This is a genomic window from Asaia sp. VD9 (genome assembly GCF_037150015.1).
GTDB lineage: Bacteria > Pseudomonadota > Alphaproteobacteria > Acetobacterales > Acetobacteraceae > Asaia.
On record NZ_JBBCQM010000009.1, the window covers coordinates 44,774 to 64,092 of the forward strand.

The 19,319-nt window shown below is 60.0% G+C and carries 17 protein-coding genes and 1 tRNA gene; 7 read left to right on the top strand and 11 right to left on the bottom strand.

Features of this window, described 5'->3' with window-relative positions:
- Positions 1–173: 173 nt before the first annotated feature.
- Complete coding sequence (locus WFJ47_RS11700; protein ID WP_127103381.1) at positions 174–398, bottom strand: DUF3126 family protein; 225 nt, start codon at positions 396–398, stop codon at positions 174–176.
- 159 nt (positions 399–557) lie between these two features.
- Here WFJ47_RS11700 and WFJ47_RS11705 point away from each other — a divergent pair, with 159 nt between their 5' ends.
- Both WFJ47_RS11705 and WFJ47_RS11710 read left to right on the top strand, forming a co-directional pair.
- Positions 558–1,037, top strand: a complete 480-nt coding sequence (locus tag WFJ47_RS11705; RefSeq protein ID WP_127103382.1) for a hypothetical protein — start codon at positions 558–560, stop codon at positions 1,035–1,037.
- 115 nt (positions 1,038–1,152) lie between these two features.
- Positions 1,153–1,743, top strand: a complete 591-nt coding sequence (locus WFJ47_RS11710) for a hypothetical protein (RefSeq protein ID WP_127103383.1) — start codon at positions 1,153–1,155, stop codon at positions 1,741–1,743.
- On the opposite strand, the gene WFJ47_RS11715 is transcribed toward WFJ47_RS11710, so the two are convergent.
- The 6 genes from WFJ47_RS11715 to WFJ47_RS11740 all read right to left on the bottom strand — a co-directional run bounded on the left by WFJ47_RS11715 (position 1,724) and on the right by WFJ47_RS11740 (position 8,863).
- Positions 1,724–2,455, bottom strand: a complete 732-nt coding sequence (locus WFJ47_RS11715) for a pyridoxine 5'-phosphate synthase (RefSeq protein WP_127103384.1) — start codon at positions 2,453–2,455, stop codon at positions 1,724–1,726. The genes WFJ47_RS11710 and WFJ47_RS11715 overlap by 20 nt on opposite strands.
- On the bottom strand, positions 2,452–3,438 hold the full coding sequence (pdxA, locus tag WFJ47_RS11720) for a 4-hydroxythreonine-4-phosphate dehydrogenase PdxA (protein WP_336763184.1): 987 nt from the start codon (positions 3,436–3,438) through the stop codon (positions 2,452–2,454). Before pdxA ends, WFJ47_RS11715 begins: the two co-directional genes overlap by 4 nt.
- A gap of 60 nt (positions 3,439–3,498) precedes the next feature.
- A complete protein-coding gene (locus WFJ47_RS11725; RefSeq protein WP_336763186.1) occupies positions 3,499–4,887 on the bottom strand; it encodes a M20/M25/M40 family metallo-hydrolase in 1,389 nt (462 codons plus the stop codon).
- Positions 4,880–7,867, bottom strand: coding sequence for a hypothetical protein (locus WFJ47_RS11730; protein WP_336763188.1), 2,988 nt, complete (start codon positions 7,865–7,867; stop codon positions 4,880–4,882). Before WFJ47_RS11730 ends, WFJ47_RS11725 begins: the two co-directional genes overlap by 8 nt.
- A gap of 47 nt (positions 7,868–7,914) precedes the next feature.
- Complete coding sequence (locus WFJ47_RS11735) at positions 7,915–8,415, bottom strand: protein-export chaperone SecB (protein ID WP_336763190.1); 501 nt, start codon at positions 8,413–8,415, stop codon at positions 7,915–7,917.
- Positions 8,416–8,572: 157 nt separating this feature from the next.
- The gene (locus tag WFJ47_RS11740; RefSeq protein WP_336763192.1) at positions 8,573–8,863 is read right to left on the bottom strand and encodes a hypothetical protein; all 291 of its coding nucleotides are present in this window, start codon (positions 8,861–8,863) and stop codon (positions 8,573–8,575) included.
- Positions 8,864–9,039: 176 nt separating this feature from the next.
- On the opposite strand from WFJ47_RS11740, the gene WFJ47_RS11745 reads away from it, so the two are divergent.
- The 4 genes from WFJ47_RS11745 to WFJ47_RS11760 all read left to right on the top strand — a co-directional run bounded on the left by WFJ47_RS11745 (position 9,040) and on the right by WFJ47_RS11760 (position 10,915).
- Complete coding sequence (locus WFJ47_RS11745) at positions 9,040–9,384, top strand: LapA family protein (protein ID WP_127103390.1); 345 nt, start codon at positions 9,040–9,042, stop codon at positions 9,382–9,384.
- Positions 9,385–9,449: 65 nt separating this feature from the next.
- Positions 9,450–10,154: an orotidine-5'-phosphate decarboxylase gene (pyrF, locus tag WFJ47_RS11750; protein WP_336763196.1), complete on the top strand. Its 705-nt coding sequence runs from the start codon at positions 9,450–9,452 to the stop codon at positions 10,152–10,154.
- Complete coding sequence (locus WFJ47_RS11755; RefSeq protein WP_336763198.1) at positions 10,151–10,807, top strand: phosphoribosylanthranilate isomerase; 657 nt, start codon at positions 10,151–10,153, stop codon at positions 10,805–10,807. The genes pyrF and WFJ47_RS11755 overlap by 4 nt, the downstream gene beginning before the upstream one ends.
- Before the next feature lie 17 nt (positions 10,808–10,824).
- Positions 10,825–10,915: transfer RNA gene (locus WFJ47_RS11760), tRNA-Ser, on the top strand.
- 372 nt (positions 10,916–11,287) lie between these two features.
- On the opposite strand, the gene WFJ47_RS11765 is transcribed toward WFJ47_RS11760, so the two are convergent.
- The 4 genes from WFJ47_RS11765 to WFJ47_RS11780 form a co-directional block, all read right to left on the bottom strand.
- Positions 11,288–13,678, bottom strand: a complete 2,391-nt coding sequence (locus WFJ47_RS11765; RefSeq protein WP_336763200.1) for a hypothetical protein — start codon at positions 13,676–13,678, stop codon at positions 11,288–11,290.
- A 924-nt stretch (positions 13,679–14,602) separates the two neighbouring features.
- Positions 14,603–15,124: a translation initiation factor IF-3 gene (infC, locus tag WFJ47_RS11770; protein WP_023979861.1), complete on the bottom strand. Its 522-nt coding sequence runs from the start codon at positions 15,122–15,124 to the stop codon at positions 14,603–14,605.
- 195 nt (positions 15,125–15,319) lie between these two features.
- Positions 15,320–17,254: a threonine--tRNA ligase gene (gene thrS, locus WFJ47_RS11775; protein ID WP_127103395.1), complete on the bottom strand. Its 1,935-nt coding sequence runs from the start codon at positions 17,252–17,254 to the stop codon at positions 15,320–15,322.
- Between the two features lie 39 nt (positions 17,255–17,293).
- Positions 17,294–18,205, bottom strand: coding sequence for a glycosyltransferase family 9 protein (locus tag WFJ47_RS11780; protein ID WP_336763201.1), 912 nt, complete (start codon positions 18,203–18,205; stop codon positions 17,294–17,296).
- Between the two features lie 129 nt (positions 18,206–18,334).
- On the opposite strand from WFJ47_RS11780, the gene rbsK reads away from it, so the two are divergent.
- On the top strand, positions 18,335–19,300 hold the full coding sequence (gene rbsK, locus WFJ47_RS11785) for a ribokinase (protein WP_127103465.1): 966 nt from the start codon (positions 18,335–18,337) through the stop codon (positions 19,298–19,300).
- Positions 19,301–19,319 lie beyond the last annotated feature (19 nt).

The window sequence follows — 19,319 nt, forward strand, 5'->3', positions numbered from 1 at the left end:
GCGTGAGCGACACGTCACCGCAATCTCGCCTCACCGGGATCCGAACCCGTTCATAAAGGCGAGCTTCCGCTGCCCATGAACGAATCTGGTTGGTGGCGAGACGGAATTTCCGCCCTTCCGCTCATGATGAGCGCCTCCGGAAGCTCCGGGCAAGGCCCACCGCGTTGCCTGTCTCAAGCGGGAGGGAGGTCTTCCTCGAGCACTGTGATATGAATCGCGTAGGAGACTTCACCTTCATCATCGTCACGATGAACGGTGCCGATCACCTCGTCATTGACAGCGAGCTCAACCGTATGACCGGCGCGCGCCGGAGGGTTGACGTTCAGGTTCGGCGAACCGAGCAGACGACGCAGCGTCGATTGCAGACGGGTCAGTTCCGAAGCAGGGATAGTGGCCATGATCACTCCTGGGTTCTGGCAGGTTGTGCGATCTGTAGAGCATCCCGCCTGCGGGCGAAACCTCCTTTGACAACACCGGCTCTCTCCGCCGTGATCGGCCATTCTGCTGCCATGATTCCTTCGCAGGCTCTCGCCACCCTTCATCGCCCCGGGAGAATCATGCATCGCATCCTTCTTGCCCTCGTGGCCCTCACCTTGCTCATCCCTGTTTCCGTCATGGCAGCGGGCGCACCCGCTCATTTCGGTACACGGCTCTCGGGTCAGATTTCGAGCGACGGCCCACGCGCCGTGGCATGGAACCTGACGCTCCGCCATGACTGGACGCAGGTGGAAACGACGATAGCGAAGAATGACCCCTCATTAAGCTCGGCCACATTGCGGGCGTTGCTCGATTACGCGCCGCGCCATGAACAGGGCGCCATGCAGCAAGCGCTGCGCCAAAGGCTGCAAAAAGACCCCCTGGCCGGACTGGCCGTTCTGTCTCCGGTCGCGCACAGCCCCTATTCGGGCCGGATCATCTGCGGTGGGGGGGAAGCACGATGGAAACATCAGGTAGGACCGGGCGTCATGGCCACCCATGACATCGTTTACGCCTTGCAACGCGAATCATGCCTCAAGGCATTACGGTTACATTCCTGACGTTGAATCGATCGGAAAGAGCAGGCACAGAGAACTATTCCCGCGTCGTTCTGTTTGCATCATGAATCCTGCCTGCAGGACGTCGTGCTTTCCAATTCCGCATCGAGGAAAATCTTTGACTTCCACCCTGCGTCTCATCCTGGGCGTCCTGCCTCTGGCAGGTCTGTCCGCCTGTGGCTATTTCGATTCGCGTGAAGCCCACCGTGCCCAGATCGCCATGATCGGCATGACCTCTAACGACCTCCAGGCCTGCGCCGGCATTCCTGCCTCGACCAAGGTTCTCAATAATACGACCCAGATCTATCAGTATACTGCAACGATGAATCTGCCCACGGCAAGTGACTCGACGATCATCCCTGTTCAACAACTCTTGAACATGACGCAGGTGACGCTTGGCGGAGCAGGGACGACCTGCAAAGCCGTCATTCGCCTCGATCATGACCGTGTTTCAGAAGTCCATTACACGGGAGATGATGACGAGATCATCGGATCGGACGGTATCTGCTCGATCATCACCCGTGGATGCGCCCGTCAGCCTGAAGCCAGCATGCGCAAGGTCAGCGGCGGCCCGTTCGGACCGGTTTCGGCCTTCCACTCGCCGGCCGCCCCGAACCAGAGCACGACGGCGACCTATAATACGCAGTCCGGCGAGACAGTGCCCAATTACACTGACCCGACCAAACCGGTTATCGTCCCGAGACCTTGAACAGCGCCCCTGTCGCGATTTCCTGCTTCATGCGGGCAATCGCAGCGGGGAGTCCAAGAAAAATCGCCTCACCGATCAGGAAGTGACCGATATTGAGCTCGGTCAATTCCGGCAGACCCGCCACGCGCCCCACATTGGCAAAGGTCAGGCCATGACCTGCGTGAAGTTCAAGCCCATGCGCGGTCGCGGCCAGCGCTCCGGCATAGAGACGCCCGAACTCGGCCTCCCCCGGATCATGGGCGTAGGCTCCGGTATGCAACTCGACAACCTGGCCGCCGATGCGGGCCGAAGCCTCTATCTGCGCCGGATCGGGATCGACGAAGAGTGAGACGCGAATACCGGCATCGCGCAACCGGGCCACTTTCCTGCGCAGATCTTCCTCCTGAGCGCGCACATCCAGCCCGCCCTCGGTCGTGACCTCTTCGCGCCGCTCAGGCACCAGACAGCAGGCGTGAGGGCGCAGGCTACAGGCCATCGCAACCATTTCCTCTGTGGCCCCCATCTCGAAATTCAGCGGCACGGTCAACTCACGGCGCAGGCGCAGCATGTCCTCGTCACGAATATGCCGTCTGTCCTCGCGCAGATGCGCAGTGATGCCATCTGCGCCATGCAATGCTGCCAGAAGCGCCGCGCCCACGGGGTCGGGATGCATACCCCCGCGCGCATTCCTCACAGTCGCCACATGGTCGATATTCACACCCAATCGGATCATGAAGAGGTCTCCTTGCTCATGGCGCGTCTCGCGCCGAGATCGCGCGCCATCTGCAGCGCGGCGAGCAGGCTGGCCGGATCGGCGGTTCCGGTGCCTGCGATCGAAAAGGCCGTTCCATGGTCGGGCGATGTCCGCACGATCGGCAGGCCCAGCGTCACATTGACACCGCTGGCCATATCCAGCGTCTTGAGCGGAATCAACGCCTGATCATGATACATGCATAGCGCTGCGTCATAGAGCGGCCTCGCCAGATCGGTAAACAGCGTGTCCGGTGGATAGGGCCCAGTCGCTGCGATCCCTTCGGCTCGCAGCAGGTCGATTGCCGGCTGGATCAGGGTTTGCTCCTCGCTGCCCATCACACCGCCCTCTCCCGCATGAGGGTTCAGCCCCGCCACGGCAAGTCTTGGGGAAGTGATCCCGAAATTGCGTCGCAAGGCCAGGGCCAGGGCACGCCCGGTCTCGACAATACGCACCGTCGAGAGCGTATCGAGCGCCTCACGCAGCCCCACATGCACCGTGACCGGAACCACGCGCAGGCGGGGGGAGGCAAGCATCATGATCTCCTCCCCCGGCACGCCACAGAGCGAGGCGAGAAACTCGGTATGGCCGGGAAACCCGAAGCCGCCCTGCTTGAGCACGAGCTTGCTGATCGGATTGGTCACGACCGCAGTCACATCTCCCTGCAAGGCGAGACGCGTCGCCTGCTCGATGGAGGCGATGACTGCCCCCGCCATCGCCGTATCGGGCTGGCCCGGAATGACCTTCCCGGGAAGAAGGCAGGGGAGAACGGGGAGAGCCTCGTCGAAAACTGCCAAGGCCTGATCAACATTTTCAACCACGGCAAAAGGCGCCCGCCCTTCGAGCAGCGCGGGGTCGCCAATCCAGAGAAAAGCCTCGTTTCGTCCTCTGAGCGTTTCCCAGGCCTTGATTGTCAGATCCGGGCCTATACCGGCAGGATCCCCCATCGTCAGAGCAGGCAGCATGAAGCCTCCTATCGACCCGATCAGATGTCAGGGCGCAAAAACAGCCGCCCCCCGGGCGTGTTACCGAGCGAAGGCGTCCAGGATACGCACCCAGGAGCGAATACCCTTGTGAAAGGAGTCCACGCCATATTGCTCGTTGGGGGAATGGATACGATCATCATCCTGCGCAAATCCGATGAGCAGGGAATCCATATCCAGTGCCTCCTTGACTTCGGCTACGACCGGAATCGACCCGCCGCACCCGATGGAGACGGCTGGCACACCCCATTCCTCGCCAAGCGCTCCCAACGCCGTGCGCAGAAGCGGGCCATCCTCCGGCACGGCAAATCCCGTCGAGGCACCGTGTTCCGTGAAGCTGACTCTCGCGTCCGGGGGGAGAACGGCACGTATATGGGCACGGAAGGCATCGCGGACAGCCTGCGGATCCTGTCCCGGCACGAGGCGGAACGAGACTTTGGCCATGGCGCGGGCAGGCAGGACGGTTTTGAATCCATCGCCTTCATACCCGCCGGAAATGCCATTGATCTCGTAGCTCGGACGCGCCCAGATCTGTTCGATCGCCGTAAAGCCCTCCTCACCGGCCGCCTTGCTGAGGCCGACAGGCGCGAGGGTGAGCGCGTCATCTGGGAAGATTGCCCGCCATTGGGCGCGCACTGTCTCGGAAGGGACGCTAACGCCGTCATAAAATCCAGGCAGCGTCACCCGTCCCTGGGCATCGCGAACACTCCCAAGCGCCTTGCAGAGCAGCTCGATGGGATTGCGCGCGGCGTTGCCGAACATGCCCGAATGCAGATCATGCGTTGCGCATTCGATCACGACCTCTTCACCAACCAGACCGCGCAAGCCCGTGGTGATGGCCGGGGTGCGACGATCCGGCATACCCGTATCGCAGATCAGCGCGACATCCGCCTTGAGTTCCGACGCATTGGCCTCGAGGAAGGGCATGAGATTGGCGCCGCCGCTTTCCTCCTCGCCTTCAATCAGGATCGAGACCTTCAGCGGCAATGTGCCATGCACTGCTTTCCAGGCCCGACAGGCCTCGATAAAGGTCAGAAGCTGCCCCTTATCATCGGACGCACCACGCGCGACGATAATGCGACGTCCATCACCCTCGGTGGTGATGACGGGCGCGAACGGATCGCTCTTCCAGAGCGTGAGCGGATCGGTAGGCTGCACGTCATAATGTCCGTAGAACAGCACATGCGGGCCGCTTTGCCCGACCGCATCATGACCGACAACCATCGGATGACCCGGTGTCTCGCGTACGCTGGCATCGAAACCCAGAGCGGTCAGCTCGGTACGCAACCACTCGGCAGCCTTGCGGCAATCCTTCGCATGTTTTGGCTGAGCCGAGATGCTGGGAATGCGCAGAAGGGCAAAGAGGCGCTCGAGACTCTGTTCCAGATCCTGATCGACCCGGTCGAGAACTTTTCCCGTATTGTCAGTCAAGTGTGCTCTCCCTCACCTGTTCCTGTCCCATCAGCCTTGCCAGCGTCTCGCGATACCGTGCGTTGCTCGCGGCGGCGCCTGCCGAAGCCTCATCCGAAAGCTGCTGCCAGGCGCTCTCGTCCTGATAGAGCCTGATGACCGCCTCTGCAAACCGGTCGGCCACCACGGGCGAGACATCGACACCAGGTTGCGCAAGCATCCCTCCCTGAACCGAAGGCAAGGCAGAGGCCGCAGCCAATGAACAGGGAGAGGCCACGGCCCCGTCCATGTCATCAGGCACGATCAGCACGCGGCATTCCGCAGCAAGGGATGGCAGGGGACGACGCCCGTCCAGAAGTGGCGCGACCCCGTGATAATGGGTCATCATGGAGAGATCGATCGATTGCAGCCCGTCACACCCGATGATCAGTCTGGGCGCTCCATCCACGCGTCCCTCGATCCGGGGGAACACGTCACGCACGAACCATTTGAGGAAACGCAGGCCGTAACTCTGTCCCGTTGCGGAGGGCGCCGCAAAAAGGAGGTTGCGGCGCGCTTCATAGCGCCTCCCGGCCAAGGGCGCATGCCAATCGCCCAGAACCGTCAGATCGACAAGTCCAGCCTCTTGCAGACCCTGCTTCTGCGCGTTGTCCCTTACCACTACATTCTGGCAAAACCAGGCATTACGGAGTTCGTCGTCGAGCTGTTCCGCGCAGAGTGCTCTATCTTGCTCACTGGGCCTGTCTCCCACCTGCCTGCGATCGTTGAGCAGGCCAAACGCCTCGATATCGCGCAGATCGAGGGTGAACCCCTCCTCAGGCAAAAGCGCAGCTTTCTCGTTGATGAGCGGAAATACCCGGTTCAGAATCTGCCCCCCGCAAATCCAGACATGATCGAATCCGCGCATACGCCGTTCGATCAGACCGCCCAGCTGCTCGATCGATCCGCTCCGATACTCCACCGTCTCAGGCAGGGAAGAGCCAGGGCGGTCCTGGCCCGCTCCCTGGGAGAGGGCCTGTCCGGTCAGCGAGAAGACAGTCACCTGCGCCCCGGTATCGATCAGAACATCGCTCAATGTCCGGATGCGCGCTGGGCACTCCCGGCCGACAGGCCACTCCCCCATCAGCACGAGGACGCGTCGTCCCCACCGTGCGGAACGATGAACGGTATCGCGCAGAGCCGCCCCCTTATAGGGATTGCCCCGCAGCAGATCAGAAAAGAGACGACGCAGGACGAGCGCCTCCTCATCGCGTCGATGCGCGGCAGGATCATCGGGAGTCGTGACCCGTAACAGGAAGGAAGGATCATAATGGATCCTCCCTTCCGGCTTCGCCTGACGCAGGCTGAGCCCCAATACCGCCCAGACATGCAGAATGCTGCGCAGGGAGCCGCCCTCATCCTCCTTCATGGGCACGGCCTGAAGGATTTCAGTCCGGCACAGGAGCGCACCGCCACCCACGGTGTCACAGGGACGCAGGAAATCCGTTTCCGCCGAGAAGGCTTCGGCTCCAACCGCATGAGCGAGGCAGGTTCCGTCACGCGAGACTGAAAGCCCCGCCTCGATCACCCTGAGATCCGGCCCAAGGCATTGAGGCGCCACGCCAATGATGCCGTGAGCATCCAGACGGCTCATCGCTGACGCGAGCGCACCGTAATAGAGATGCGCGCCCGGCTCGATAACCAGAGTAACTGGCGCCAGAATCCGTGCCCCACCGCGCTGCCAGCGTCTGGAGAGCATGTCTTCAGACGTAATGACCCTGTCGATGCCCTGCGTATAGCGGGCAATCTCGGCGCTATGCGTCCCTGCCTCGTCATCGATCAGGATGACCTGCATCGCGCCCGTATTGCCTTCATGCAACGAGGCCAGCGTGGTGAGCAGAGGCTGGACGCCGCCGCGCGCGCTGATCAGCACGCTGAGCTCAGGTCTGCCCACATACCTGAAGTCGAGCGGGGTACGCGCAAGGAGCGGCAGCATGGCCTCGACCTTGGCCGCATGGAGCTGCTCGTACTGGGTCAGATGCGGCGTCTCAACGGTGGTTTTCGGGACTTCCTGCCCGAGACGACGCACATGCTCGAGGAACGCATTCTGACTCAGAGTCCCCCAGGACGGCGCTTCCCCCGCACGCATTGTCGCGGGCAGGCTCACCCCCTCTGACGGGCTCCTGCCTTCGAAAAGACCGTTGCGTACGAAGTGATCGTAGCCATTCCGGAATCCGCGAAGCCGCACAAGGTCATGCACATCGGGATAAGCCTCCAGATACCAGCTCTCGTCGAAGCAGGGATTGGGAGAAAAAACCGTTGGAGCATCATTGGAGAGATAGTGATGAAGCGGAGAGGCAAATTCGCGAGAAGCAATCTTCTCCGCAACCTCCGGGTAGGTTTCGAGATACCAGGACGGGTCAAAATACCAGGAACTGCGGAGCGCCCGTGCATCGGGATCATCGATCATCCGCGAGAAATCGCCCATTCCGGAATCGAGCGGAAGGCGCTGCTGTACGAGCGATGAACGAAACACATCGGGTGAGAAGAAACACGAACTGACCCGCCGCTCCGACTGCCCGACCGCGAGATAATGGTCGAACCCGTTGCTGTAGCCCATCTCTCTGAGCAAGGCGGGTGTCAGATCCTGGTTGAGCCAGAAATAATTGCTCTCTGAGAAAAGCCAGTGGCAAGACCGCCCTCTGTGGCCCGTCTCGCAATAATGCTGGAACCCGGAATCGAACACACCCATACGGATTCCGTTCTCGACATCGGGATGAACCCGTCGGTACCACATTTCGTCGAAATACCGGTTGGGTGCATGGGCGTGACGCGCGCCGTCGCGCTGCCAGAACGCGTAGAGTCCCCTGTCATCCTCCGGCAGGCTGCCCGCAATTTCGATGATCGAGGCCTGGTAGCGCCACCGGTACCAGTCTGGATCGAAGACCGCCCAAAGCGGTGTATGGGCCTTGGGCTCGTCACCGGGGCCGTACGCACAGACGATATCGGATATCAGGGTCATGGGACTGCTATGCCAGGTTTAGGACGTCGGAAATCGGAACGACAGGCTCAGGACTGGGCACGTCGGCTTTGCAGAAGCGCCCCGAAATCGACCGGTTGGATATTGACGACCGGGAAGCCCGATTCACGGATCAAACTCAGCAGGAGATGACGCGCCGAAGGAAACAGGAGACGCGGCGCCTCAATGAGCAGCAAGGCCTCGACCCTGTCCTGACGGACATTCTGCAAGGCAAACAGCCCGGCATAGACCATATCGATCTGATAGAGCCGATCAGGCTCCGCATTATCGGGCGTCGGCGCCTGCCGATACCCCGTGGCCGAGATTGCGAGGCTCACCTCAAAATTCGGCTGATCCTCGGCAATCTGACGCGCTGTTACATCGAGCCGGAGCGCCATATGGGGGCGCGGTGGCAGGGTATAGAATACCTCGGGGGCACCGAATGACACCGTTCCGGAGGTTTTGAGATATTGCGTTCCACAGACGAGGGCGGCCTCGGGGGCGGTCCGTTCGGCAGGGGCAGCTATTGTCTGGTCGTCCTGTTCTGACATGATATCCCGTCCTCTTGCTGTCCTGAACACGCCAATGCTTACTGTTCAGAAAGCATTTACAGGCCTCGCTTTTGTCATGACTTGCCGCTCAAGACCAGCCAAGGGAGGACAAACAGGCCTTCCGTTCATTCTTTAATACAGTCCGGAAAGACAGATTCTAAAAGATCTGGCCGCGCATGAACCCGAGTGCGGGCAACGGAGACCAGCTCTTTGGTAGCTCCGCACGCCGTATCTGTCGTACATCATAACGCAATGGCGCTTTTTGCTCAGAGGCCAGAAATGCCCTGTATTCCTGAACCTGCCGGCTACGCCACGCACAATCCGCCCAGGCAGCTTCATGGCTGGCATGGATATTGGCAATCCGGCTCTTGCGCCCCTGCCAGGCGATAACCGCCCAGAGCCGGTCGGTCGCAGGCAAAGGCTGTCGGAACATCAGCAGTTGAGACATCGATCGCCGCCCCCCGGATATTCATTCCTGTGCCAGCGAGCGGATCACGTTGCGGGCAGTATCGTCAAGGGTTGGCAACAAACCTTGCTGCCTGCAGGAACCCAATGTAAGGCGATACGCTCAATCTGCGGCACGAGATCCTTGCGCCGACAACCCGTTCTGCGGAGACTACCCTGATGGTGCGCCTTCTTGTTATCGTCGTGTTTCTCGTGGCCCTCATCACCTTCGCCCTGAGCAATCCCGACGCCCAGCCGCTTTGGATCGTCTCCTATGGCTGGCAGTTCTCGGTCGGCATGCTGGTACTCGGCGTCGGCGCGGCCAGCTTCCTGATTGGCGGATTTGTTATGCTGATCGGCGAGTTCAAGCAGCGCTCACGCGCCCGCAAGGCAGAGCAGCAGGTGCGCGCCCTCGAAACCCAGGTACTCGATCTGCATCAGCGCATCGACCGCCTGACCGTGGGTACGGATCCCAGCCGCGCTCCCTATGATACAGCCCCCGTTCCCTCAGCCCCCGCTGTCTGAGCGGCAGGTCGCTCCCGCAAGCCGCAACCGCTACGATCCCCTCAGCTAATACCGATCGAGACCTCATGAAACGCACCCGTCTGATTGCCGCCCTCGACACACAGGATCTTGGACAGGCCCGAGACTGGGCGCGCGCGCTGGACGGATCGGTCGATGCAATCAAGCTCGGGATGGAATTTACCTATGCGCAAGGCTTGTCCGCTATCAGGGACGTGGCCGGTGACAGGACGCTCTTCCTCGATCTCAAGCTGCACGATATCCCCAACACGGTCGCCAAGGGGCTGGCGAGCCTCGCCCCAATCGGCGCATCTTTGCTGACCATTCATGCCAGCGGAGGCTCCGCCATGATCCGGGCGGCGCGCCAGGCGATCGACGCCGCCTATCCGCCCCTGCACCGTCCTATCCTTCTTGCCGTCACGGTACTGACAAGCCTGGGTAGCGTAGCGCTGAACGAGATCGGTGTCGCCGCGACACCACGTGAGCAGGTCGTACGCCTTGGCCGCCTCGCGATGACGGCTGGCGCTGATGGCCTTGTCTGCTCGGCCGAGGAAATTGCGCCCCTGCGCGACGCACTGGGCGAGGCACCCGTTCTAGTCGTACCCGGCATCCGTCCAGCAGGAAGCAGCGCGGATGACCAGAAGCGCATTATGACACCCAGGCAAGCAGCCCAGGCAGGCGCTGACTGGATTGTGGTCGGTCGCCCGATCACACAGGCCCCGGATCCCGCAAAGGCTGCCGCGGCCATTCAGGCGGAACTGGCATTGGCGTGAAAAGAGGCGTCAAGATCTGTGGCCTGACCGAGGTGCAGGGGCTCAGAGCCGCCTGTGACGAGAGGGCAGAATGGATTGGCTTCGTCTTCTTTGCCCGCTCACCACGCTTTGTGACCCCTGTCCAAGCGGCACGCCTGGTGAGTTCGATCTCCACCCCTTTACCTGAGACGGTCGGACTTTTCGTCAAGGCAACGGATGAAGAGATCGCCGCAACTTTGACCGAGATCCCCCTCTCGGTCCTGCAGATCTACGACACACCTGAACGCGCGCGCAGCATCCGCGAGCGCTTTTCTCTGCCCGTCTGGCTGTCCCGCGCCGTGAGCGGCACAGGGGACCTGCCGACCGAAGCCGACATCGATGGATATGTGATCGAACCCCGTCCACCGGCGGGCGCGACGCGCCCGGGCGGTAACGGGGTGACCCTTGACTGGCGCCTGATGCGCAGCTGGCAGGCGCCCGCTCCATGGATGCTCGCAGGCGGCCTCACCCCGGAGAGCGTTGCCGACGCCATCGTTGCCTCCGGGGCACAGGCTGTGGATGTTTCATCTGGGGTGGAAACTGCTCCGGGCCAGAAATCACCAGAGCTGATTCGAAACTTCATCAAAAACGCCCGAAGCGCGTCTGTGGGTACTTGCGCACCTGAGAGAAACTGATATGGTCCGCCCGCGCTGGAGAGATGGCCGAGCGGCTTAAGGCGCACGCTTGGAAAGCGTGTGTACGTTAATAGCGTACCGTGGGTTCGAATCCCACTCTCTCCGCCACTTTGCTCCGAACAAGTCGCAAAGAACGTTCTCGCTCTGCAAAAGCAGTCACGTTTTTGCACCCGCGGCTCGCCTCGAACCGACCCAGCCTGAGCAAACCGCGCGATCATGGCGTCGTTCGAGCGTCGCCAGTTTCCATCGAGCGGTGTACGACGAACTCCACAAGCAAGTAGGATCTGCCGCCCCAAAGGGGTAACACTTGCACGGCGCTCACATTCAAAGCGAGATCATTCGGCATCGCCGCGCCAGAACAATGCATCTTTCTGATATAATTCTGCACGCCCTTGGTTAAAATCTATCTGAACCAGAGGCCCATATCTATCCTTCAGCGGCTGGAAGGATGAGAGCCGCAAGCTCTCACCCCTCTTGCCCTTAACTTATCGAAAAGTCAGAGACCTTCAGATCGGTCACACCAAGGAAAGTGATTTTCGCATCACCGTCGATCATCACTGAGGTATTGCCTCCCGAGATCGTCGCGGTATTCAGAATATTCTGTGCAGCCGCAGTCGGGTTGGCAGGGCTATAAAAATAAAGGAAAAACTTGTTATCAGCAGCACGGAAATCGGTGATGGTGAAATTACCCGCAGTGTGGTTGGCAAGCATTCCGAAAAGGTTCCCCGCACCCGAGCCACCCGTAACGGTAGCCGCTGCTGAAGCATTCGATGTGCCAGCAAAAGCCGTACCGAAATAGAACTGATCGGAGGCCGTTCCGCCGATGACCGTCTGCTGGCCCGCGCCCGTCCAGGCGTCCAGTCCCCCGGCCACAGCGCGCCCGTCGATATACTGATCCCCGGTTGTGTAAGGCTGATTGGCCGTAAAAAGGAGCCGGGAGGAGGAACTCAGGGTGGCGGTCAGAGCGTTTGCGCCAAAAATCGTGCCCGCTCCTGCCGAAATGGTTGTCTGCCCGGTACCGGAAATGAAACGCAACGCCCCTGCCACGCTGATGTTCTGGTTGCTTCCATGCACCACCTGCAAATCGCCTGCTGCGGAAATCGTGTCGCCTTGGGTACCGGTCACAGTCGCCGAACCGAAGCTGACATTCACGACTGACGAGGTACCCCCATAAACCGAGCTGTTATCGCCCACCGTGATCTTGTTGCCGGCGGAGAAATCCATCACTGCAGCGTTGGTCTGCATGATCGCCGTGGCGTTCCCACCCTGGAGTGATACGGTGTCGATCGCGCCTGCAGCGCCGTAAATCGTGTCCTGACCCAAAGACGTCACGAAGTTATTAGAGCCACCCAGATAGATCAGGTTGCTACCCGTACCGCCAGTGATCGTGTTGGTTCCACTCGCCCCATAGATCGTGTCGTTGCCCGACCCTGTCGCAATATTCCAGTTGCCCGAGGATTGCGAGGCATTGAAGACGTTGTTTCCCTGCGTCCCAGCAAAGCTGCCGGAGGCATTACCTACCTTGACCGTCGATCCATACTGATTGGACGACACGATATTCTGGTAGCTGGCCGAATCCTGAGTCGTATCCAGGCTCACCGCCCCCGCGAGCGCAGTTGTACTCGTCGAGGCCACAACGATGTTGGAATAATTGCCTGAAACGCCATAGCTCCCGGCCACGTCGATGATCGCCTGCGATGCCCGGTTTGACGAAACATAGCCATTCGAGCCCGGGCTCAAAATGCTGTTATCCAAGGCGCCGGCCGCGAGGAGGGACTGGATGCTGGAAGCGTAGGACTGGGCCAGCGTTCCCGCCGTATCGCCAGACGTGTAAGGAATGAGAACCGTGTTATTCACGCCTTTGACGACAAGATTGGGCATCGTGACCTCTGTTGTGTTCGCGCCAGTGCTGTTTTCCGGCGTCATTGAAACGATTGAGCTGGTGCTGGAACGGTCGGCGTAGCTGACCGTCTTGCTGGTGTCGTAGGTAACCGTCGGGCTCTCGACATTGTAGTTTCCGGTAACGTCTGTGGCAGAGCCCGTACCGTTACTTTCAACCCCAATATAGACACCACTGAGATACCAGTTGGCCATATTGGTCAGTTCGCTGGCGAGGCTCGGATACATGCCGATCATCGCCTTGATCGCGGCCATCAGACCCTGATTGAGGTCGATCGTCGTCTGATACATCACACCGTCATTCGACGGATCAAGCGGGTTGATATAGGCCGCACGCGAGCCACTGACGTTGTAGATCGTCCCGCCGAGAGAATTCGGAAGATAAACATAAGCTTCCGGCTTGCCCGTATAGTCTACCGTCTCGAACTGCAGGAAGAGGCCAAAGTTCAGATTGGCGCTATGATAGTTAATCGTAAAATTGATACCCGCCTGGTAAGTGCCAGTCGTGCCCCGGTAGTCGCTGATACCCTGAATAAAAGAGGCGGTCAGCTGATGATTGAATGAATATTGCCCATCAATGTCGCCAAGCGCGGCAAGCTGCACGTCCAGCAGGTGCCCACCCTGAGCGGCCATTTGGTAAATGTAATGACCGTTATCCGGATCACGGAAAACATTATAGCTCGTCGTACCCGAGGCCGAAGTGGAGGAGCCCTGTGTCCAATGCCCCACCGAATACCCGAAATCGTTATCCCAGACCTGAGTATCATCACCCACAAGCGGGTCGAAGGCCGACGCCGCATTCCACTGGACGATGGCCCAGTCAGGAGAGTCATCACCTGTCAGGTCCGAGAGCGTGTTGTTGTACTGGATCTGTCCGTTAATCACCTGCTGGGTGTTCATCGGCAGATTGGGACCCTCGACGCTCGGGTCAGTAAAGATCTCGCTCAGAGTCTGGCCGTTATTGGTATTCATCGTTAATCCGACCCCTGGATCGTAAATAGCAACATTACGCTTTGAACTGAAGACAGTTTGCTTGCTTAGCCTTTAAAATCCATTAATTTGGATTGGAAAAGATCACCAAAACGTGATGTCAATTTACATGACTATTACAGAACGATATTGCGGTTCGATTGGCAAATCCCCTGTTTCCATTCGTAATGTAACGGCAAAGAATCGTCATGGCACACCATAATTCGTTAAGATCCACGTATAATTTGATACTCGCTCGTCAAATATGTCAAACCCCGTGAAAATCCTTGATCCAAATCGTTATAGGTGATCAAAATCTGTATCATTTTTCGATTATTTGCTCGGTCGACACCTGAATTTCACCGGTGATCCGGTTTCTTGTTCTTTTCAGAGGTCTTCAAAAAAGTTTCTCAAATATGACGCGAAAGTGATTTTTATCGAAAAAATCGTCCAGGCTGTGCCGTTGAAGGACAAATGTTCCCCGATTCGGGCGAACCAGCACGCCAGGATCGGGGTAGTTGCGTGCAGAGTCGGCCCGCCTGAGAGACTAGAGAAAACTAAAGGGCAACGAATATGCTCACACCGACGCGACAATCTGCATCGGCATCCTGAGACGCCTTAACCCTTCATAGGACCTCGCATCTGAGCCTTCCCTGAGAGCAGGTCTTCCCCCACGGATGACGTATCCGGATTGGGATGGGGAACGCTGAGGCGCTCAAACAACAGGTCCTGCAGCGACCCGCGCCAGACTCGTTTAGCGCAGGGGGAAATTCTTCAGAACCCATCCGCGGTACGGGCCCGAAGTTTCCGTAAGGAAGAATGCTGGCGCTCACATCACGCACCGCTGCACCGCCCTATTCCGTCATGGCAAAAAAAAACCTCCGGCACAGGCCGGAGGTTCGTGAGGCTTAAACCGCTTTCATGCGGTCAGCGCGGTGCGAGCACCATGATCATCTGGCGATTTTCAAGCTTGGGCATTTGCTCGACCTTCGCCTTGTCTTCCATCTCGGTACGAATGCGCTCGAGCATCTTGATACCGAGCTCCTGATGGGCCATTTCACGACCCTTGAAGCGCAACGATACCTTGACCTTGTCGCCTTCCGCGAGGAACGAGTTCATGGCGCGCAGTTTTACCTGGTAGTCATTTTCATTGGTGCTGGGGCGCACCTTGACTTCCTTGATCTCTATGACCTTCTGCTTCTTACGCGCTTCGTTCTTCTTCTTCTGCTGCTCGTACTTGAACTTGCCGTAGTCGAGAATCTTGACGACAGGTGGCTCAGCCGTCGGGCTGATTTCCAGAAGGTCGAGCCCGACCGAATAGGCGCGTGCAAGAGCATCGCGCGTTGTCATGACGCCAGCCATTTCGCCGTCGGCGTCAATCAAGCGCACCTGAGGAACACGGATTTCCTCGTTAACTCGGGGCCCTTCACGGGTGGGTGCGGCCTGCATCGGTGGTCTAGCTATGGTCGTCTCCTGTCGACGTTTTCAACAATCTGCTTGGCGGGAATTCAATACGCTCAACCACGCCAAAGATTTCATCACCTTAGCGTGACAAAATTAACGGCTTGTTTGCGGGACTCCCGGTGCCCCGACATAGTCATGAAACACCGGGATTGCAAGGTTTTCGCGTCTAACACGCGCGCATCAGACCTGCAGGCGCTGCATGTCCGGGGCCATGGCTTCCTGACCCAGCATCGCCACCACCTCATCCAGCGCAAGGATTTCCTGAGCAGCACCGCCCAGACGACGCATCGCCACCTTGCCCTCTTCTGCCTCGCGACGACCCACAACAAGAATGACAGGAACACGTGCGAGCGAGTGTTCACGAATCTTCGCGTTGATCTTCTCGTTGCGTCCGTCCACCTCGACCTGAAGTCCTGCGCGACGCAGCTTCGCGGCCACCTCCTGTGCATAGGGCTCCGCATCGGTCACGATGCTGGCGACCACCACCTGGGTCGGAGCGAGCCAGAGCGGGAACTTGCCTGCAAACTGCTCGATCAGGATACCGATGAAGCGCTCGAAGCTGCCCAGAATGGCGCGATGCAGCATGACCGGACGATGACGCGCGCTGTCCTCGCCGATATAAGACGCATCCAGACGCTCTGGCAGAATGAAATCGACCTGCAATGTGCCGCATTGCCAGTCGCGACCGATCGCATCCGTCAGCACGAATTCGAGTTTCGGGCCATAGAAGGCCCCTTCGCCCGGATTGGTCTCGAAGGTGACACCCGCCAGGGCACAGGCTTCCTTGAGCGCCTTTTCCGACTTGTCCCAGGTCGCGTCGTCACCCGCACGCGCGTCGGGGCGGTCGGAGAACTTCACACGAAAATTCTCGAAACCGAGATCGCGATAGACCTCGTCGAGCATGGCCACGAAGGTCGCCGTCTCGGCCGCAATCTGCTCCTCGGTACAGAAGATATGCGCGTCATCCTGCGTGAAGCCACGAACGCGCATGATACCATGCAGCGCGCCTGAAGGCTCGTAGCGATGACATGCGCCGAACTCGGCCATACGCAGCGGCAGCTCGCGATAGGAACGCAGCCCATGACGGAAGATCTGCACATGACAGGGGCAGTTCATCGGCTTGAGGGCGAGGGTCTTTTCCTCATCCTCAACCGTCGCGATGAACATGTGCTCGCGATATTTATCCCAATGACCCGAGGCTTCCCAGAGCGCACGGTCTACAAGCTGTGGGGTACGCACTTCTTCGTAGCCATAGCGCGTCTGGATACGGCGCATATAGTCCTGAAGCACGGTGTAAAGACGCCAGCCCTTCGCATGCCAGAAGATCTGACCCACCGCCTCTTCCTGGATATGAAACAGATCCATCTCGCGGCCGATACGCCGATGATCGCGCTTCTCGGCCTCTTCCAGCTGGTGCAGATAGGCGTCGAGTTCCTTCTGGTCGCGCCAGGCCGTTCCATAGATGCGCGTCAGCATGGGATTACGGTGGTCGCCGCGCCAGTAAGCACCGGCTACCTTCATGAGCTTGAACGCCGTGCCGATATCGCCCGTGCCACGCATGTGCGGCCCGCGGCACAGATCGAGCCATGCCCCCTGACGATAGATCGAGATGGTCTCGCTCTCGGGCAGATCGCGGATCAGCTCGGCCTTGAAGCGCTCGCCTTTCTCCTCGAAGAAGGCAATGGCGGCGTCACGATCCCATTCCTCGCGCTCGAACGGCGCATTGGCCGCGATGATCTCACGCATCTTGGCCTCGATCGCCTCGAAATCCTCAGGCGTGAAAGGCTGGTTGCGGAAGAAATCGTAATAGAACCCGTCCTTGATAGAGGGGCCGATGGTTACCTGCGTGCCGGGCCAGAGCGCCTGCACGGCCTCGGCCAGCACATGGGCGGTATCATGGCGGATCATCTCCAGAACGATATCGTCCTTGCGCGTGATGAAGCGCAGCTCTGAATCCTCGGCAATGACGGTCGAGAGATCGACCAGCTTGCCATTCAGGCTCATCGCAACGGCAGCACGCGCCAGACCGGGACCGATCGAAGCCGCGACTGCCGTGCCGGTCGTGGCACCGTCGAACGTACGAACGGAACCATCGGGCAGGGTAATGGCAGGCATGGAGATGCGCTCCTGGCGTAAGAGATAAGTTGAGCTGTTCTAATGGCCCCAGTTCAGGCAGGCCGCAACCCTGGAAACGTCGAGCGTCCGCAGATCCTCAACCGCGAGAACACGAACCTGACCCGGTCTCAACCCGTTCGGCGCGGTCAGGCGCGGGTTGCTCTCCCCCGAGAACAGTACGAGCGACCGGCATCCCATGGCTGCCGCGAGATGCATGGGGCCGGTATCATTCCCCACTGCCAGCGTCGCCCGCGCAAACACGCCGCCCAGGGCCAGCAGATCGGTCTGACCCGCCAGATCGATCACGCCGGGCGTCTGCGCCCTTATCGTATCCACGAGAGCGCGCTCCGCCTGTGTGCCAACCATCACCACAGCCAGGCCCTGCGCCTGCAAAAGCCGGGCAAGAGCCGCGTAATGCCCCTCTGGCCAGCGTTTGGCAGGGCGGTGAGGGGCGGCGCCAGGAACGATGACGGCATAGGGTGCGGGCAGATCCGGCCCGCCACGACCCAGCCATTCCAGATCGGGCGCGTTGTGCTCGGCTACGCCAAGACGCGCGAGCTGGTCGCGCTGTCGCGCCACGCTATGCATGGAATCGCGCCAGGGATTATCGTGAAAATGGGCCGATTTTCTGGCAATACCGCTCCAGGCCTTTTGTCCTGATAGCCGCGCATAACGCGTGCTCCGCCCGGATGTCTGCAAGTCGATCACCAGATCATAGCCGCGCAGTTCCCGGCGCAGGGTCAGCAAACCGCGCCAATCATGCCAGCGCGGCCGCGTATCGATCCGGATATGATCAAACCAGGGACTAGCCTCTGCCAAGGCGCGAAAAGGCGCTGTGGTGAGCAGGGTGATCTCGGCCTCGGGCCAATGGGCCCTGATGGCGGCAAAAGGAGGGAGCGCCTGAACAACATCGCCCAGAGCCCCGAGCTTGATCACGAGAATGCGAAACATGCCGCGATCCTAGCCGAGGCTGCGACGCGATGATACGCCATGCGTTCACGCGTCCGTCTTCAGGCATCGCCCGCAAAGACACAGCCTCGTGGCACCATTTCCGCCCGCAGGGCGATCAGGGAAAAGCTCATGTCCGACCGCCCCTCTTCCATCCTTTCCTTCGGCAGCGTCAATATCGACATCACGGCGCGCGCTGAGCGCATCCCTCATCCCGGTGAAACGGTCCATGCGGAAAGCTACGCTACCGGGCTGGGGGGCAAGGGGGCCAATCAGGCGGCCGCAACCTCCCGTCTTGGTCAAGGCTGCGGCCTGAAGGTGTTCATGGCCGGCCGCACCGGCACGGACAGTTTCGGCACGCTTGCCCGCTCCCTCCTGACACCGTTCGGGGTCAATCTCTCAGCCCTGCGTGAGGATCCCGACCATCCAACCGGGGTGGCGCTGATCACGGTGGACAGCAAGGCGGAAAACATCATCACCGTTGCAGGCGGCGCGAACATGGCGCTGGACGGCAGCGATGTCCGGGCCCATCGCGCGCTCATTCATGAGGCTTCGGCCGTACTGTTGCAGCTGGAAATCCCGCTGGCCCTGACCATCGAGATTGCCGAGGAAGCGAAACGAGCCAGCACACTGGTCATTCTCGACCCGGCCCCTGCCCCCGCTGACGGCCTGCCCGCAGCGCTCTGGGCAGCCCTGGATGTCGTCACCCCCAATGAGACCGAAACACGGCTTTTGACCGGAATCTATCCCGAAACGCAGGAAGACGCGGCCAGAGCCGCACGCAGGCTGCAGGAACTGGGCGCCACCCATGCACTGGTCAAGATGGGCGCGCGCGGTGTGTATTATCGCTCCGGAGAGTCGGAAGGCTTCGTACCGCCCTATCGCGTGAATGCCATCGATACAGTAGCGGCGGGTGATTGCTTCAATGGCGGTCTGGCCACCGCCCTCACACTGGGCAAGAGTTTCGGCGAGGCCGTGCATTTCGCGGCAGCTTGCGGCGCTTTGGCCACCACGCGCCTTGGCGCTGCCGAGTCCGCGCCTCATTGGGACGAGGTCGTTGCCCTTGTCGAAACCGGTAAACCCCCCGGCGCGGCGTAACCGGGGAATTCCGGCGGCG

What these genes read in the sequence shown, in the direction of transcription:
- WFJ47_RS11700 (WP_127103381.1), bottom strand. Translation starts at nt 398, where the DNA reads ATGGCCACTATCCCTGCTTCGGAACTGACCCGTCTGCAATCGACGCTG.
- WFJ47_RS11705 (WP_127103382.1), top strand. Translation starts at nt 558, where the DNA reads ATGCATCGCATCCTTCTTGCCCTCGTGGCCCTCACCTTGCTCATCCCT.
- WFJ47_RS11715 (WP_127103384.1), bottom strand. Translation starts at nt 2,455, where the DNA reads ATGATCCGATTGGGTGTGAATATCGACCATGTGGCGACTGTGAGGAAT.
- pdxA (WP_336763184.1), bottom strand. Translation starts at nt 3,438, where the DNA reads ATGCTGCCTGCTCTGACGATGGGGGATCCTGCCGGTATAGGCCCGGAT.
- WFJ47_RS11730 (WP_336763188.1), bottom strand. Translation starts at nt 7,867, where the DNA reads ATGACCCTGATATCCGATATCGTCTGTGCGTACGGCCCCGGTGACGAG.
- WFJ47_RS11735 (WP_336763190.1), bottom strand. Translation starts at nt 8,415, where the DNA reads ATGTCAGAACAGGACGACCAGACAATAGCTGCCCCTGCCGAACGGACC.
- WFJ47_RS11740 (WP_336763192.1), bottom strand. Translation starts at nt 8,863, where the DNA reads ATGTCTCAACTGCTGATGTTCCGACAGCCTTTGCCTGCGACCGACCGG.
- WFJ47_RS11745 (WP_127103390.1), top strand. Translation starts at nt 9,040, where the DNA reads ATGGTGCGCCTTCTTGTTATCGTCGTGTTTCTCGTGGCCCTCATCACC.
- pyrF (WP_336763196.1), top strand. Translation starts at nt 9,450, where the DNA reads ATGAAACGCACCCGTCTGATTGCCGCCCTCGACACACAGGATCTTGGA.
- WFJ47_RS11765 (WP_336763200.1), bottom strand. Translation starts at nt 13,678, where the DNA reads ATGAATACCAATAACGGCCAGACTCTGAGCGAGATCTTTACTGACCCG.
- infC (WP_023979861.1), bottom strand. Translation starts at nt 15,124, where the DNA reads ATGCAGGCCGCACCCACCCGTGAAGGGCCCCGAGTTAACGAGGAAATC.
- thrS (WP_127103395.1), bottom strand. Translation starts at nt 17,254, where the DNA reads ATGCCTGCCATTACCCTGCCCGATGGTTCCGTTCGTACGTTCGACGGT.
- WFJ47_RS11780 (WP_336763201.1), bottom strand. Translation starts at nt 18,205, where the DNA reads ATGTTTCGCATTCTCGTGATCAAGCTCGGGGCTCTGGGCGATGTTGTT.
- rbsK (WP_127103465.1), top strand. Translation starts at nt 18,335, where the DNA reads ATGTCCGACCGCCCCTCTTCCATCCTTTCCTTCGGCAGCGTCAATATC.